Annotated in this window: 13 protein-coding genes; 6 read left to right on the forward strand and 7 right to left on the reverse strand. The window is 54.9% G+C overall.

The window, feature by feature from the left end:
- Positions 1-329: 329 nt before the first annotated feature.
- The 6 genes from upp to GO984_RS16980 all read right to left on the reverse strand — a co-directional run bounded on the left by upp (position 330) and on the right by GO984_RS16980 (position 6098).
- On the reverse strand, positions 330-962 hold the full coding sequence (upp, locus tag GO984_RS16955; protein WP_138164088.1) for a uracil phosphoribosyltransferase: 633 nt from the start codon (positions 960-962) through the stop codon (positions 330-332).
- Positions 963-1946 (reverse strand): adenosine deaminase, encoded by a 984-nt coding sequence (locus GO984_RS16960; protein WP_157023797.1) that lies wholly within the window; start codon positions 1944-1946, stop codon positions 963-965.
- Positions 1943-3154, reverse strand: a complete 1212-nt coding sequence (locus GO984_RS16965) for a phosphopentomutase (RefSeq protein WP_157023798.1) — start codon at positions 3152-3154, stop codon at positions 1943-1945. The genes GO984_RS16960 and GO984_RS16965 overlap by 4 nt, the downstream gene beginning before the upstream one ends.
- Positions 3154-4458 (reverse strand): thymidine phosphorylase, encoded by a 1305-nt coding sequence (locus tag GO984_RS16970; RefSeq protein ID WP_157023799.1) that lies wholly within the window; start codon positions 4456-4458, stop codon positions 3154-3156. The genes GO984_RS16965 and GO984_RS16970 overlap by 1 nt, the downstream gene beginning before the upstream one ends.
- Positions 4459-4461: 3 nt before the next feature.
- Entirely contained in the window at positions 4462-4878 is a 417-nt protein-coding gene (locus GO984_RS16975) for a cytidine deaminase (RefSeq protein WP_157023800.1), read from the reverse strand.
- Between the two features lie 134 nt (positions 4879-5012).
- A complete protein-coding gene (locus GO984_RS16980; protein WP_157023801.1) occupies positions 5013-6098 on the reverse strand; it encodes a cupin domain-containing protein in 1086 nt (361 codons plus the stop codon).
- 160 nt (positions 6099-6258) lie between these two features.
- Between GO984_RS16980 and GO984_RS16985 the strand changes: the two genes are divergently transcribed.
- From GO984_RS16985 to GO984_RS17000, 4 genes are all read left to right on the forward strand, one after another.
- Positions 6259-8532 carry an NADP-dependent malic enzyme gene (locus GO984_RS16985; RefSeq protein WP_157023802.1) on the forward strand — a complete coding sequence of 758 codons (2274 nt, stop codon included), beginning with the start codon at positions 6259-6261 and terminating at the stop codon, positions 8530-8532.
- A 310-nt stretch (positions 8533-8842) separates the two neighbouring features.
- Positions 8843-9172 carry a hypothetical protein gene (locus GO984_RS16990; RefSeq protein ID WP_157023803.1) on the forward strand — a complete coding sequence of 110 codons (330 nt, stop codon included), beginning with the start codon at positions 8843-8845 and terminating at the stop codon, positions 9170-9172.
- 20 nt (positions 9173-9192) lie between these two features.
- On the forward strand, positions 9193-9993 hold the full coding sequence (locus GO984_RS16995; RefSeq protein ID WP_157023804.1) for a DUF2145 domain-containing protein: 801 nt from the start codon (positions 9193-9195) through the stop codon (positions 9991-9993).
- A gap of 174 nt (positions 9994-10167) precedes the next feature.
- A complete protein-coding gene (locus GO984_RS17000) occupies positions 10168-11664 on the forward strand; it encodes an FAD-dependent oxidoreductase (RefSeq protein ID WP_167740386.1) in 1497 nt (498 codons plus the stop codon).
- A gap of 42 nt (positions 11665-11706) precedes the next feature.
- Here the strand turns inward: GO984_RS17000 and GO984_RS17005 are convergent, their stop codons facing one another.
- On the reverse strand, positions 11707-12597 hold the full coding sequence (locus GO984_RS17005) for a LysR family transcriptional regulator (RefSeq protein ID WP_157023806.1): 891 nt from the start codon (positions 12595-12597) through the stop codon (positions 11707-11709).
- Positions 12598-12693: 96 nt separating this feature from the next.
- Between GO984_RS17005 and GO984_RS17010 the strand changes: the two genes are divergently transcribed.
- Together GO984_RS17010 and GO984_RS17015 are read left to right on the forward strand one after the other, a co-directional pair.
- Positions 12694-13839, forward strand: coding sequence for an alanine racemase (locus GO984_RS17010; protein ID WP_157023807.1), 1146 nt, complete (start codon positions 12694-12696; stop codon positions 13837-13839).
- Positions 13840-13850: 11 nt separating this feature from the next.
- Positions 13851-14768 (forward strand): ornithine cyclodeaminase family protein, encoded by a 918-nt coding sequence (locus GO984_RS17015; protein WP_157023808.1) that lies wholly within the window; start codon positions 13851-13853, stop codon positions 14766-14768.
- Positions 14769-15035 lie beyond the last annotated feature (267 nt).

The following is a 15035-nucleotide window of genomic DNA, read 5'->3' on the forward strand; positions in this document are numbered from 1 at the left end:
AACCCGGGGCACCCAAGTCACATTGCCATCAATTCCGGCACGTATGAACACACAGCCTTTGCTGTCGACGTACTGCTTGCCCTTATACGATGCGGGCGGGAACTCGGACGGTGTCCCAGATTGGGCCTGCGCCGCTGGTACACCAATCGCACCCGTCACTATGCTTAGTGCAATAACTCTAGTAATCTTCATAGCTGCGCCCCACAAAATATGGTGCAACGATGCCCGAAAAGCGATTCGGAGTAAAGCAGGGTTAATGGACAATAAGGGGGCAATCAGGCAAATAGTTGCGCAATCGCCCCAATTATTTACGTTCGGACCTTTAGTTTTTACTTGGTGCCGAACATACGGTCACCCGCATCACCCAGGCCAGGCATGATGTAACCCTTTTCATTCAGCTCACGGTCCAGCGACGCTGTGACGATCGGTACATCCGGATGCGCTTCCTTCATGCGTGCGACCCCTTCCGGCGCGGCCAGCAGGCACAGGAAGCGGATATCTGTAGCCCCAGCCTCTTTCAGCAAATCAATAGCCGCCGCCGAACTGTTGCCAGTAGCCAGCATAGGATCAACCGCAATCACCAGACGATCATTGATGCCTTTTGGAACTTTGAAATAATACTGCACGGGCTGCAGTGTTTCCTCGTCCCGATACAGCCCAACAAAGCCAACCCGCGCCGAGGGGATCAGCTCTAGCACACCATCCAACATACCATTGCCAGCCCGCAGGATTGACACCAGTGCCAATTTTTTACCCGCGAGGATCGGCGACTCCATGCTCTCCATCGGTGTTTCGATAGAGGTTGTCGTTAGTGGCATATCTCGGGTGATCTCATAGGCCAACAGTTGAGTGATTTCGTGCAGCAGCTGACGGAACCCGGCGGTCGACGTTCCCTTATCCCGCATCAAGGTCAGCTTGTGTTGCACCAGCGGGTGGTCAACGACGGTTAAATGTTCACTCATTTAGCTCTCCAGTCTTTTCTGCACCCGCTCACGGGTGACATCATCACAAAAGGCAGCAGCCAGGGCCGTCGCGTTTAGTGCAGCAAAATCATTCGCGTCCCAACCAAAAGCCCGGTTCAACATCTCATACTCACGCCGCATCGTCGTATGAAAAAATGGCGGATCATCTGTAGATACGGTAACGGCCACCCCGGCGTCACGCAAACGAGCAATAGGATGCGAGGCAAAATCAGGGTAAACGCCCAACACAACATTGGATCCGGGGCAAACTTCCAGAACTGTGCCCCGATCAACCAGCTCATGCATCAGATCAGCATCTTCAATGACACGCACACCGTGGCCAATACGTTCCACGCCCAGGGTCCGAACGGCATCACGGACGCTTTCCGGGCCACCAAATTCACCAGCGTGAGTGGTCAGCCGTAGTCCAGCTTCGCGGGCACAATCAAAGCTCCAGGCAAAATCGCCCTGCTCATACATGCCTTCATTACCACCCATGCCAAAGCCGACAATCCAGTCCCCAGCTGTATCAGCCGCACAACGGGCTGCCTTTTTAGCAGTTTCGGCCCCGAAATGACGTACACAGGTCACAATGCCGCGCAGCGTGATCCCAAAGCGTGTTTCAGCCTCTTCAGCGGCCTCCTGAATGGCCGCGAGGTAATCTTTCCAAGCCGCCATATCGCCGCCCCCACAAAAGTCGGGACTCAGAAAGCTTTCGGTATAGACCACGCCATTAGCGGCGCTTTCCTCCAAGATTGCCAACGTGAGACGCCTGAATTCTTCGGGCCCGGTCAGGACTTCACTTGCTGCCTCATATACAGACAGGAAATGGGTGAAGTCGCGGAAGTCATAGCTGCCATCTTCACGGAAAATACCGCTCAGATCCATTTTCTTTTCATGCGCCAACTGCCGGATGAAAGCAGGGGGCGCCGCCCCTTCATGGTGCAGGTGCAGTTCAATTTTGGACAGATCGGCAACGGTCATAAAAAGCTCCTTCCCGGCCCTTCTGGCACAATTCCCAGATGATCCGCAATGCTCGCCGCCACATCGGCAAACGCCACTTTGCCAACCGTACCAGCACCCAGACCGGCAATCAAAACCGGCACCTGTTCACGCGTGTGATCCGTGCCCGGCCAACTGGGATCGTTGCCATGGTCGGCAGTCAGCAGCAGCAGGTCTCCTTCGCGCAACTTTGTGATGATCTTGCCAATTTCGGCATCGAACCACTCCAATGCACGGGCATAGCCCGAGACATCGCGGCGATGGCCATAGATACTGTCAAATTCGACAAAGTTGGCAAAGGTCAGGCTCCCATCGGTAGCGTTTGCCACCCGCTCGGCCAGATGCTGCATCAACGTCGCATCATCACCTTTTTGCAGTGTATCAATCCCCTGCATCGAGAATATATCGCCAATCTTGCCGATAGCATACACTGGGCCACCCGCGTCCTGCACCCAGTTGGTCAATACAGAGGATGGCAGGGGAATAGCAAAATCGCGCCGGTTGGTTGTTCGTGTAAAACCATCTTGGACCGAACCAACAAAGGGTCGCGCAATCACCCGCCCAACTTTCATCTGGTGCAGGCGTGGCGCAATTTTTTGGCAAAGATCTAACAGCCGTTCCAGTCCAAAACTCTCTTCATGAGCGGCGATCTGCATCACACTGTCGGCCGACGTATAGACAATCGGTTTGCCCGTTTGCATGTGCTCTGCACCCAGACGCTCAATAATTGCGGTGCCCGGTGCGTGACAATCGCCCAGTATTCCATCCACGCCTGCTGCTTGCGCCACATAACTGCTTAGGTCTGCGGGAAAGGACGGTGTGGTATCTGGGAAGAAACACCAGTCCCACGGCACGGGCAAGCCAGCCAGCTCCCAGTGGCCGGACGGCGTATCCTTGCCACGGCTGACTTCAGCCGCACATCCCCAACGGCCCTGTGGCGGCATATCAAACCCGGGAAACGGAATGGGCGAAGCCAGACGCATCGCGGCACCCAGCCCCAACCGTTCCAGGTTCGGCAAGGACAACACCCCACTGCGCCCTTCTTCCGCTTTCCCTGCGGCACAGGCCTGCGCAATATGGACAAGTGTATTTGCCCCCAGATCCGGCAAATCACCATTAAAGAAACTGCTGGCGTCTGGGGCGCCACCGATGCCCACGGAATCCATCACGACCAAAAACGCTCGAGCCATCAGGCGATCCTTTCGTGTATCAATTCCGGTATTGCAGTGGCATCCGGCGCAATTTTAATCGCAGACCGCAGCGTTGCTTCGGCAGCATCAGCCGCCTCTTCACGCGCGGCGTGGACGACCGCCAATGGCATCCCCACTTCGACTTTCTGGCCCAGGCGAACCAGTTCGGACAGGCCTACAGCTGGGTTCACCTGATCGCTTTCGACCATCCGGCCGCCGCCCAACCGCACCACCGCTAACCCGAGCTGTTCACCATCAATTGCAGTGACATAGCCAGACTTCGTTGCCCGAACTTCACTGATCACATTTGCCTCAGGTAGAAAGCGTCGCCAATCCTGTACAAACCCCAGCGGACCACCCACTGCAGCGACCATTCGGCCAAATCGCTCTGCCGCTCTGCTGCTGGTCACGGCATCAACAATGCGCTTGGCGCCCTCCTGCTCATCTGCAGCTAAACCGGCATTGGCCAGTAACACACCGCCCAAGGCAGCGCTGATATCTACCAAAGGACCACGGTGATCACTGGTCAGGATTTTCATCACCTCCGCGACCTCAAGCGCATTTCCCAGCGAGGGCACCAGAGGTTGGTTCATATCGGTGATGACGGCGGAGGTCTTGCACCCGACCGCATTGGCCGTCTCACTGAGTGATGTGGCCAAGGCGCGCGCCTCATCCATCGTTTTCATAAAGGCGCCGGACCCGAGTTTGACATCCAGCACCAAGCCATCCGGGCTGGCAGCCAGCTTTTTGGACAAGATCGAGGCCGTGATCAGATCAAGGCTTTCAACGGTCGAGGTCACATCGCGGATCGCATACAACCGCTTGTCTGCAGGCGCAATTTGCGCGGTGGCGCTGACGATTGCGCATCCAGCCTCTCGCATAATCTCGACCAATCGATCCTGCGGCACCTGAGTTGTCACCCCGGGGATAGCTTCCATTTTGTCCAGTGTTCCACCCGTATGGCCCAAGCCTCGGCCTGAGATCATCGGCACATAGGCACCGCATTCGGCCAGTGCCGGGGCAAGTAACAAGGACACACAATCCCCAACACCGCCCGTGGAATGCTTATCCAACACCGGTCCATCCAGATCCCAGGACAGCACATCGCCGCTATCGCGCATTGCTAGGGTCAGTGCTCGGCGCCCTTCAGCCCCCAATCCGCGCAGGCAGACCGCCATCGCAAAGGCTCCGGCCTGAGCATCACTGACTGTAAAATCGGCCAAACCCTGTGCGAACCAACGCAGTTGGTCTTCGCTTAGGGTCTCACCCCGGCGCAGGGACGCAATAATCGAACGTGCGTCCATTGCTTAACTCCGCTCCATGTGGCCAGCGTCAAATTTGCCCGGCAACAGATCGCCTATCGTCGTCGCGCGCTCCTGCCCATCAGTGGTTCCCAGAGTGACAGCCACGTTGCCTGCCCCAAATTCCGCTAATTTTTGACGACACCCCCCACATGGTGGGATTGGTGAGGGACAATCAGCAATGACATAAACCTCAGTAAGCTTGGTTTCACCTGCGGCAACCATGGCTGCAATGGCCCCTGCCTCAGCACAGGTTCCTTCGGGATAGGCTACGTTTTCGACATTGCAGCCGACATAGGTCTCGCCAGAAGCCGACCGGATCGCCGCGCCCACTTTGAAGTTTGAATAAGGTGCGTGTGCATTTTCACGAACAGCGGTGGCGGCGAGTTTCAGGCTCATGGCGATTCCCCGATTTTTGATCATCTGGTCAGAATGCCGCAGCTTACGGGAACAACAATGGGGATTGAAAGCCCCCAGCCGAAAAACGCCTGTTTCAAATTGAAAACGGCCCGCCTTGGCGAGCCGTCTGTAGTTATAAATGCCTTTAGGCACAATTGTCAGCTGAGCGTCGTATTAAAGACACCAGGGAGCGTCACTTCCATCAATTCAATATCATCCGATGCATCGGTCAGGCGGGTTTTCATCCCCGGGGGAATTACAAATGCATCCCCCTGTTCCAGCTGGTAGGGTTCACGCCCCTCGCCTTCGAGTGTGACTGTACCGTCCATGACAAATGTGAAATGAATATCCGTGTCGTGAGTTGCCCATTGCGGAGTCCCCTTGCCCCGGCGAACCACTTGTACACCAGCAACACCTTTGGTGTTCTCCGAAATCGAAGTATCGCGACAAACAAACCCTGGCAGGCGGAATGGAACCCAGTCTGCGCCCTCAGCTTTATTATACACAAACCGCTGTCCCTGCCATTCACGCTCGGGGCGCAATTGTTCCGTCGGCAGTGTCATCTCATGGTCGATTTCGGTCACATGCTCGGCAGGCACACCGATTTCGATCACCTGCACATTATCGCTGGCCTCCAGCACCCTGTGGCGAATTTCAGGCGGCTGAATGAAGCAGTCACCTGCTGTCAGGCGCATTTTGGGCCCCTGATCTTCATAAACAACGTCCACCCAACCGTGGATGCAAAAGATCAGCTGAAAGCCAACGCGGTGAAAATGCACCATGTCCGGCACTGGCCCCCCATCGGGAATGCGGATATGGCTGGCGATGATAGACCCGCCCAATCGATCCGGCACCAGATCACGATAATGCATGCCAGCACGACCAATCACCCAAGGGGCCTGATCCTTAAGTCGTCGCACCACAAAAGAATGCACGGTTTCCGGCATGACCATCGGTGGATGGCGCTCTTCGATTTCAATCTGGGTACCATTGGGCGCTATCAAACGGCGCTGTCCTTCGGCAAATCCATCAGGATCTTCTGTCAAAATGCGAAGAGTACCCGGCGCTACGTCAGCACCTTTCTCGATCCGCAACCGCACCCCATGGCCGGAAAAGACTGCGACACTGGGATTGTCAGCTGGATAAATGGAATCCATTCGCATTCCCAAAACCTTGGTATAAAAGGGAATATCATTGCGCAACTCATCTGTCGGCACTAGCACTTCCGCGATCGTATCAGTCATATTTCACCCTTAAAACTTTTATGCCTAAAGTATCATCCATGGAAACTGCAAAGAGCAAGCATAATTTTCAGGAAGCGATACCGAATTGTGCTATGTAAATCCTCTATTTCCCCGGCGGAAAAATTAGTTTAGCATTAAACTACATCTTTTGGAGCGCCCTATGTCCGACAATCAGAACCTGCGTCAAGCGGCGCTGCACTACCATGAATTTCCACAACCCGGTAAGCTGGAAATCCGCGCAACCAAGCCAATGGCAAATGGTCGCGATCTGGCACGCGCTTACTCCCCTGGTGTTGCCGAGGCCTGTATCGAGATCAAAGCCGATGCAGCCAATGCTGCGCGCTATACCTCGCGCGGTAATCTGGTGGCGGTGGTCACCAATGGATCTGCGGTTCTGGGTCTGGGAAACATCGGTGCGTTGGCCTCCAAACCGGTTATGGAAGGCAAGGCAGTCCTGTTCAAGAACTTCGCCGGGATCGATTGTTTTGATATTGAAGTCAACGAAAGTGATCCCGAAAAGCTTGCTGATATCGTTTGCGCACTAGAACCGACGTTCGGCGCCATCAATCTGGAAGATATCAAGGCCCCCGATTGCTTTATTGTCGAAAAGCTGTGCCGCGAGCGGATGAACATCCCGGTATTTCATGATGACCAGCACGGAACTGCCATCGTGGTTGGAGCTGCCGCCAAAAACGCGCTGCACGTTGCTGGCAAAGGGTTTGACGATATAAAAATTGTCTCGACCGGTGGTGGTGCTGCTGGCATTGCTTGCTTGAATATGCTGCTAAAGCTGGGCGTTAAACGTGAGAACATTTGGCTCTGCGACATCCACGGACTGGTCTACAAAGGCCGCACCGAGGATATGAACCCACACAAGGCAGCCTTTGCCCAAGACACTGACCTACGGACTCTGGACGAGGTCATTGATGGCGCTGACCTGTTTCTTGGCCTCTCCGGCCCCAATGTTCTCAAACCTGAAATGGTCGCCAAAATGGCTGACCGGCCAATCATCTTTGCGCTCGCTAACCCGAACCCAGAAATCATGCCTGACGTCGCCCGCAAGGTGAAGCCCGACGCAATCATTGCCACAGGGCGCAGCGATTTTCCCAATCAGGTCAATAACGTTTTATGCTTTCCATTCATCTTTCGCGGTGCGCTGGATGTAGGCGCAACCGAGATAAACGACGAGATGCAGGTTGCCTGTGTCGAAGGCATTGCTGAGCTCGCCCGGGCCACTACCTCGGCCGAGGCCGCCGCGGCCTACAAGGGTGAACAACTGACCTTCGGCGCTGATTACCTGATTCCCAAACCCTTTGATCCTCGTTTGGTGGCAGTGGTGTCTTCCGCAGTGGCCAAGGCAGCAATGGAAACCGGCGTTGCCACCCGCCAGATCGACGATATGTCAGCCTATAAACAAAAGCTGAACCAGACCGTGTTCAAATCGGCCATGTTGATGCGCCCTGTGTTCGAAGCCGCCCGCGCTGCAGCCCGCCGCATTGTCTTTGCCGAGGGTGAGGATGAACGTGTGTTGCGCGCCGCCCAGGCCATTCTCGAAGAAACCACCGAAACCCCGATCCTGATTGGCCGCCCAGAGGTGATCGAGTCGCGCTGTGAAAAACTGGGCCTCGATATTCGTCCCGGCACCCACTTTCAAATCGTCAACCCAGAGAATGATCCGCGTTACTATGACTATTGGAACAGCTATCACCGGCTGATGATGCGCAATGGCGTGACCCCGGATATTGCCAAGGCAGTGATGCGCACCAACACCACCGCAATTGGCGCCATCATGGTGCATCGCGGCGAGGCCGATAGCCTGATTTGCGGCACCTTTGGCGAGTACCGCTGGCACCTGAACTATGTCTCGCAGATGTTGGGCGGCGGCAACTATGCACCTCATGGGGCGCTGTCCCTGATGATCCTTGAAGATGGGCCGCTGTTCATCGCTGATACCCATGTACGGGTCGAGCCGACGCCGGAACAGATTGCACAGACTGTAATTGGCGCCGCCCGCCACGTGCGCCGGTTTGGGCTGGAGCCTAAAATTGCCCTGTGTTCGCAATCTCAATTTGGCAATACCCCCTGCGACACCGGTGCCCGCCTGAGGGCTGCGCTGGAACTGCTGGACGATAAGCGCCGTGATTTTGTCTATGAAGGTGAGATGAACATCGATACTGCGCTGGACCCTGATCTGCGCGCACGGATCTTCCCCAGCTCACGGATGGAGGGCGCGGCCAACGTGCTGATCTTTGCCCATGCGGATGCCGCAAGTGGAGTGCGTAACATTCTAAAAATGCGCGCTGATGGGCTTGAAGTTGGGCCAATTCTGATGGGCATGGGCAACCGCGCCCATATTGTCTCCCCTTCAATCACCGCCCGTGGTTTGCTGAACATGGCCGCCATTGCTGGCACTCCGGTGACCCACTACGGCTGACCCTCTGCTCTCTCGCAGACCCAGCACTTGCCCGCTATGAAGGCGTGGAACTGACCAACACTTGTAGGTTCAGTTCCGCGCCTTTTTTGTGCCTAAGAGCTGGGTTTGCAGTTCGCAGCTTAGATCCCCCCTACCAAAGAGAACAACTCGCCTCGGGAACTAGCAGGCCCCAATAAAATACGCTTCTCAAACTGGCGCTGAGATCAGGTTTTGTATTGGCCCGAATTTGAACGTCGTTCAAAAATCTATTGACACAGGGAATTCACCCAATTACGAAACATGAACAACGTTCACAAAATGAAAGTCACTCATGTTTATTCGCACCTGTTCTCTCGCCCTACTTGTGGCTACTCTCGCCCCCCCATCCTTTGCAGGTCCAAGTGGGCAGCATTCGGCACAATCGGTCAATCATAGCGGACAAGCTGCCAGTCATGGGTCTGCCGCCAGTTCAATCGGAACCGCTTCCGTGATTGCAGTCCCGGTATTGGTATTTGGAACTTCGATCGCACTTTCTGGCGCTGCGTTGGAAGAGGTTGGCAAAGGCACTGTAGCCCTTGGAAGCGACCTGACTCGGGTTGGATCTAAGCAACCAACAGCGATTCAGGGTGTACAGCCCGATCGCGCGCCTACTCTTGATTAACCCCATTTGAGGCATTTCTCATGACCCGTTTATTTTCCCTGATTTTCGTCGCATTGACTGCCATGCTGCCATCCTTCGGCCACGCCGGAAGCAGTGAAGCAGGTAAATCCATACTGCCCACAGCCGAGGTTGCGGCCTTCTCTAACCGTGTTCAACAGGATCTGGCCTCACGCGGTGTGCATGTCGCGATTGTGGCGCGGATGGGTCGTGACCCCAAAGTGCTCCCGCCTGGTATTAAATACACCCATGTGAGTTTCTGGGTCTTCTCGCAGATCACACGGCCCGACGGCAGCACCGGGCGCGGATATCAAGCCTACAATCTGTACCAAGATGCAGGAAACAAAACGCGAAGCAATCTCATTCAGGACAGCCCCGCAGATTTTTTCGCAGGTGCACATATGCTGGACGCAGGCATCATCATTCCTGACGTTCGACTACAGAAAAAGCTACTAAACGTGATCGCCAGTCCAACCTATTCCACCCTCCATAACGCCCAATACTCAGTTCTCGCCAATCCCAATACCAGCCAGTTTCAAAACTGCACAGAACACACCCTTGATGTGCTAATGGCCAGCCTCTATGGGACAAAAAACGTACCACAGATCAAGGCCAACATAGCGGCCCACTTCCAGCCACAAGAAATTCAAATCGGTGGAATGAAGAGGTTGTTGGCCCCGGCTGCATCTCAGGCGCTCACCACTTCGGATCACGGAACCAAAGTAGAAACGGCGACGTTTGGCTCCATCGCCCGGTTCATGGATAAAAACGACCTTTCTTCACAAGTCTATAGAATAACACCAGACAAGGTTATTCGCTTCTAGAAGCAAACCTAACATCTGCCTTCGGTCCATCGTCACCTTTTTTAGGTTGTCGCAATTAGGCAAACGAATACAAATTCCGTTGCGCTTTGCGGCAACCTACTTAAGGTAACGACGGTTCAAGATATGACACGAGGCTCTAAATCGTTGGCAACAGAACTCTCAAACCTAGATCAAATGCACGTGGATGTAGCAATCGTAGGGGCTGGGATAAATGGTGCCAGCACCGCTCAACACCTCAGCGCAGCTGGGTTTCGTGTTCTGCTCGTGGATCAGGGTGATTTTGCCAATGGGGCGACCAGCCGATCCAGCCGTCTGCTTCATTGCGGTTTGCGACATCTCGCAACAGGCACAGATTTTTGGCAATCTCTGAAGCGCCCTGACCGCCTGATTAAATCCATGAAGACAGTACGTGACGATATGCTGGCGAGAGATGAGATCGTACGGACCATTCCTGATCGGGTAAAACCAATCAATTTCTGCGTGCCAATCTACTCCGATGATCAATACTCACCCTGGCAAATGGATGCGGCGTTTGCAGCCCTGAGATTGACAAGCCCCACTGGCGTCCCATTGGACTATCACCGGTACAGTCCGCAAAGCCAAAACGACGTGCCGGTTGCCCCTTGGCTGCGCGATCCAAGTAAACTGCGCGGTGTCGCGGTTTTCAGAGAATACCTCTTTGACTGGCCCGAGCGCATTGCGCTGGACGCCATTTTCGATGCCCAACGAATGGGCGCAATCGTTAGGAATTATACGCAGGTTGTTGGCCTGAAACAGCAAAAGGGGGACGCGCGCTGGCATCTCACGTTGCAACCAACACACCAAAGCGGCTCAGCTTCGTTCTGTGTCACGGCAGATATTGTCCTCAACCTGGCGGGCGCCTGGGTTGATGAGCTCATCCACAAGACGGGTTCAAATGCGGCACCAAAATGTACCGGAATAAAGGGGATCCACATCGCCCTGCGACTGCCAGATGAATTCACCGATTGGGGTGTGTTTACCTACAACAGCCTGGGCGAGCCTCTTTATTGCCTACCGTTTCGCGGTATTCACTACGTTGGATTAACGCGCACGCCGTTTGCGGGTGACATCACTGGGGTCACCGCCTCCGATCAGGAAATCGACTGGATGATCGCAGAGACCAATCGCTGCTTGCCAAAACTAGCCGTGTCACGAGATGATATTTTGTACTCTTGGGCTGGCGTCAACCCGCTCACCAGCGATCCTGAAAATCCATTGGGAAGCCGGGAGATTAAGGTCCATGACCATACCAGTGATGGATTGCCCAGTTTTCTCACGCTAACTGGTGGACCGATCATGACGCACAGGCGTGTCGCGCGGCGCCTGGTCGCCAAGGTTAAGAGCAGGCTGCCGGCCTCAAACACGGCGCAATGTCCTGACTATCAAAGTGTTCGGTCAATAACGGACCAAGACAGCAATGTCTGTGTCTCAACTGAGGAAATTGAGCGTTGCGCGCGTGATGAGATGCCAAGCAGCCTTACCGACCTCTTGATGCGACGATTGGGTTTGGGATGGGAGCCTGATCAAGGCATCGAACAGGCGCGTTCAGTAGCGGAGGTTGCAGCCCCTATTTTGGGCTGGTCAGATGCCCAAGTAGAAACCGAACTGCGTAGCTATCAAAGACATTTAGCCAGTGTGAGGAGACGTTAAGAATTGCAGCGCCGCCCCCCTAGGTATCGCGAATTCGGCTACCTAAGATAGCTGTGTCTTCAAATGCGACACAAATGCTTCGATCCGAGCAGATCGAACCGAGCGGGGGTTCATAAGGGCGACAACATCGGCGTCCGGCAATCTCCAATCCGGCAGGACTGGCAGCAACCGCTCTTCCCGCAAGTCATCGGAAACGCTCCACTCTGATCGTTCAATGATGCCAAGACCGCGCATCGCCCACCCTCGGATCACTTCACCGTCATTGCTTTCAAAACTTGGATGTATGCGGAGCAGCTTTGTGTCTCCGTTTGAATTGGACAACGACCAAAGCGTGACGTCGGCCTGATCTTCTCTCACCACTCCAATACGATGTTCGGGAAGGTCATTTGGTATTTTTGGTAGACCATTTCGCGACGCATAACTCGGCGAGACGCAAAGAAGGCGGCGGTTTGGGGCAAGCTTTTGCTGGACCACGCCCAAGTCTGGCAGCCGCCCAACGTGAATGAGTACATCCCAAAGATCTGTCCGCATCGCGCCCCGAGGATCCTCGGTTAAGGTCAAAGACGGCGCCAGTTCGGGATGCTCTAGGGCGAATGCAGCCAAGACAGGTGCAACTTTTAATCTCCCATATCCAAAGGGGGCCACGACGCGAAGCGCGCCCGCAATTGCACCACGGCGCTCCGCCAGCTCCTCTGACAATCCGTCGAGATCCGCCAAAATAGATGCAGTGCGTTCAGCCAGAAGCCCGCCTTCAGCGGTGAGGCGCAGACCTGATGGACCTCGGTCGGCCAGCTTCAACTGCAGTTTTTGTTCAATTTGGGCAAGGCGCTGTGTCACTGCTGGTGGCGTGACATTCAGCAACCGCGCAGCTGCGGCAAGTGACGGGGCTGCCGCAACAGCTTGAAAGAAACGAAGGTCAGTGAGGCTTAACATTAACCAAATACTTAATGTGATCGTTAGAAGGAGTAAATGTTCATTTACCTTTGCCCCAGGTAAACCCGACCAGGTAGTTATCAAGAAAGCCAAACCATGACAGCAGATCCCCGCCTTGCCGATTTGACAACGCCGTCGTTGATTCTGGATGAACAGAAAATGATGCGAAATATCGTCCGTCTTGCTGATCATGCCGAGGCGTTGGGTGTATCGCTGAGACCACATTTGAAGACAGCAAAATCCGTTGATGTGGCCCGCCGTCTTCTGTCCGAGGGCGTTGGTCCGGCCACTGTGTCTACATTAGCCGAAGCCGAAGCATTCTTCGCAGCAGGTGTCTGCGACATTCTGTATGCGGTTGGTATCGCGCCACAGAAATTGCCACAGGTTTTGTCGCTTCGCTCGGCCGGGTGTGATCTAAGCATCATTCTGGACAATGCGGCGCAGGCCGAAGCGGTGGTCAAAGCATCACAGGAGGCAAGTAAACCAATCCCCGTGCTCATCGAGATCGACAGCGACGGTCACCGTGGCGGCCTGCGACCTGACGATCCCCTTTTGATCAACATTGGCCGTATTCTTCATGAAGGTGGCGCCGCATTGCGGGGTGTAATGACCCATGCCGGCGAGAGCTACACCGTTGCAGGTAAAGAGGCACATGCCAAATTCGCCGAGATCGAACGCGCGGCAGCCGTTGATGCTGCTAGCACCCTTCGGGGGGCGAACCTGCCCTGCCCGGTCGTTAGTGTCGGATCTACTCCGACCGCGCATGCAGCCCGTGATTTGTCCGGAGTGACCGAGTTGCGTGCAGGGGTTTATGTCTTTTTTGACTTGGTTATGGCGGGGATAGGTGTCTGCCACCAAGAAGATATTGCGCTCTCAGTGATGACCACCGTGATCGGGCATCAGGACAAGCGTGGCTGGGTTATGGTCGACGCCGGATGGATGGCAATGTCGCGCGACAAAGGCACTGTAGACCAAGCCCTGGATCAAGGGTATGGGGTCGTTTGCGATGAAACAGGGAAGATCTTCCCAGACTTGATACTATCTGCGGCAAATCAAGAACACGGGATCATCACGCGCCGGTCCGGCTCAATGACCCCAATGCCCGACCTGCCTGTGGGCACGCGACTACGCATTCTGCCAAACCACGCCTGTGCCACAGCTGCGCAACATTCTCATTTCAACGTCATACCCGCCGACACTGCAAGCGCCCTTATGACGTGGCCACGTTTCGGCGGCTGGTAGGGAGACATATCATGATTCATATTACTGAAGCCCAATCCGGCGCTGCGATATCTCATGAGCTGGCTTTTGAGGCCGTGCGTCGTGCGCTAATCGCCGCAAGTTCACCTGAGGCAGCCATATTCCCAGTTGTGTTGGGCAGAGCCAGCGATCCGCAGAACAAATTCACTGTCAAGTCCGCCGCTGATGGCAGCCTGACGGGTTTGAAGGTCGGATCTTATTTCCCAACGAATGATGCTGCGGACCTACCGCGCCATGATTCAATCATTCTTCTCTTTGATCAGGCAAAAGGCCGCATCGGTGCGATTGTTGAAGCGGGTAAGTTGAACGCATATCGGACTGCCGCTGCCAATGCCGTTGCAACGGACGCTTTGGCCCACTCAAATGCTCAAACGCTTGCATTATTCGGCACCGGCCACCAAGCTTCCTATGAAGCGCTGGCCATCGCGCGAATTCGCTCGCTCACCAAAATCATGGTCGTAGGTCGCAATGCTGACCGGACCCGAAGTTTCGTAGCCCACCTGCGCGAGCATGGCTTACCTGCTGAAGAGGCACAGGCAGAAACAGCCTGTCGGACCGCCGACATAATAGTGACGGCAACAACCGCTACCGCACCGCTATTTCAAGCAGACTGGGTTCGTCCCGGCACCCATATCTCGAGCATGGGATCGGATGCAATCGGCAAGCAGGAACTGCCGCCTCAGCTTTTTGCTCAAAGCCGCTTGTTTTGCGATCTGCCAGAACAGTCGGCCCGCATTGGAGAGTTCCAACACGCGGAGGCGGGAACATCTTTGACAGCGATTGGCTCTGTCCTAACCGAAAGCAGCAAGGACCGCCGCGCAACCGATGACATTACAATTTTCGACAGTTCAGGCATAGCTCTACAAGACCTCTACACTGCAGAGGCCATTATTGCCGCAACCTCTACCTAAGCAAAAATGGCGGCAAATTCATGCCTGCCCTGCGCTGCGCTTTGATGTTTTTTGTGGAACCCGCGCCGGACGCCCGGCCCGGCTAAATATGAGATCAAAGCCGCACCATGCATGTTTCGAACTGAAACGAGGAAGGTGCATAGTCTCTACGCCAGACGCCGTAAGGCTTTGTTAACATGCAGATTGTCTAAACTTCAATACTCTAAAATTGCAGTTTTAAAAACAATGACACGCATAGGTGGCGCCCGCTAGTTCTCCCTCATAGGC

Origin of the sequence: Parasedimentitalea huanghaiensis (assembly GCF_009753675.1) — a bacterium.
Classification (GTDB): domain Bacteria; phylum Pseudomonadota; class Alphaproteobacteria; order Rhodobacterales; family Rhodobacteraceae; genus Parasedimentitalea; species Parasedimentitalea huanghaiensis.

Bases quoted from the DNA above. Each gene is read 5' to 3' on its own strand.
- upp (WP_138164088.1), bottom strand. From the start codon at position 962: ATGAGTGAACATTTAACCGTCGTTGACCACCCGCTGGTGCAACACAAG.
- GO984_RS16960 (WP_157023797.1), bottom strand. From the start codon at position 1,946: ATGACCGTTGCCGATCTGTCCAAAATTGAACTGCACCTGCACCATGAA.
- GO984_RS16965 (WP_157023798.1), bottom strand. From the start codon at position 3,154: ATGGCTCGAGCGTTTTTGGTCGTGATGGATTCCGTGGGCATCGGTGGC.
- GO984_RS16970 (WP_157023799.1), bottom strand. From the start codon at position 4,458: ATGGACGCACGTTCGATTATTGCGTCCCTGCGCCGGGGTGAGACCCTA.
- GO984_RS16975 (WP_157023800.1), bottom strand. From the start codon at position 4,878: ATGATCAAAAATCGGGGAATCGCCATGAGCCTGAAACTCGCCGCCACC.
- GO984_RS16980 (WP_157023801.1), bottom strand. From the start codon at position 6,098: ATGACTGATACGATCGCGGAAGTGCTAGTGCCGACAGATGAGTTGCGC.
- GO984_RS16985 (WP_157023802.1), top strand. From the start codon at position 6,259: ATGTCCGACAATCAGAACCTGCGTCAAGCGGCGCTGCACTACCATGAA.
- GO984_RS16990 (WP_157023803.1), top strand. From the start codon at position 8,843: ATGTTTATTCGCACCTGTTCTCTCGCCCTACTTGTGGCTACTCTCGCC.
- GO984_RS16995 (WP_157023804.1), top strand. From the start codon at position 9,193: ATGACCCGTTTATTTTCCCTGATTTTCGTCGCATTGACTGCCATGCTG.
- GO984_RS17000 (WP_167740386.1), top strand. From the start codon at position 10,168: ATGCACGTGGATGTAGCAATCGTAGGGGCTGGGATAAATGGTGCCAGC.
- GO984_RS17005 (WP_157023806.1), bottom strand. From the start codon at position 12,597: ATGTTAAGCCTCACTGACCTTCGTTTCTTTCAAGCTGTTGCGGCAGCC.
- GO984_RS17010 (WP_157023807.1), top strand. From the start codon at position 12,694: ATGACAGCAGATCCCCGCCTTGCCGATTTGACAACGCCGTCGTTGATT.
- GO984_RS17015 (WP_157023808.1), top strand. From the start codon at position 13,851: ATGATTCATATTACTGAAGCCCAATCCGGCGCTGCGATATCTCATGAG.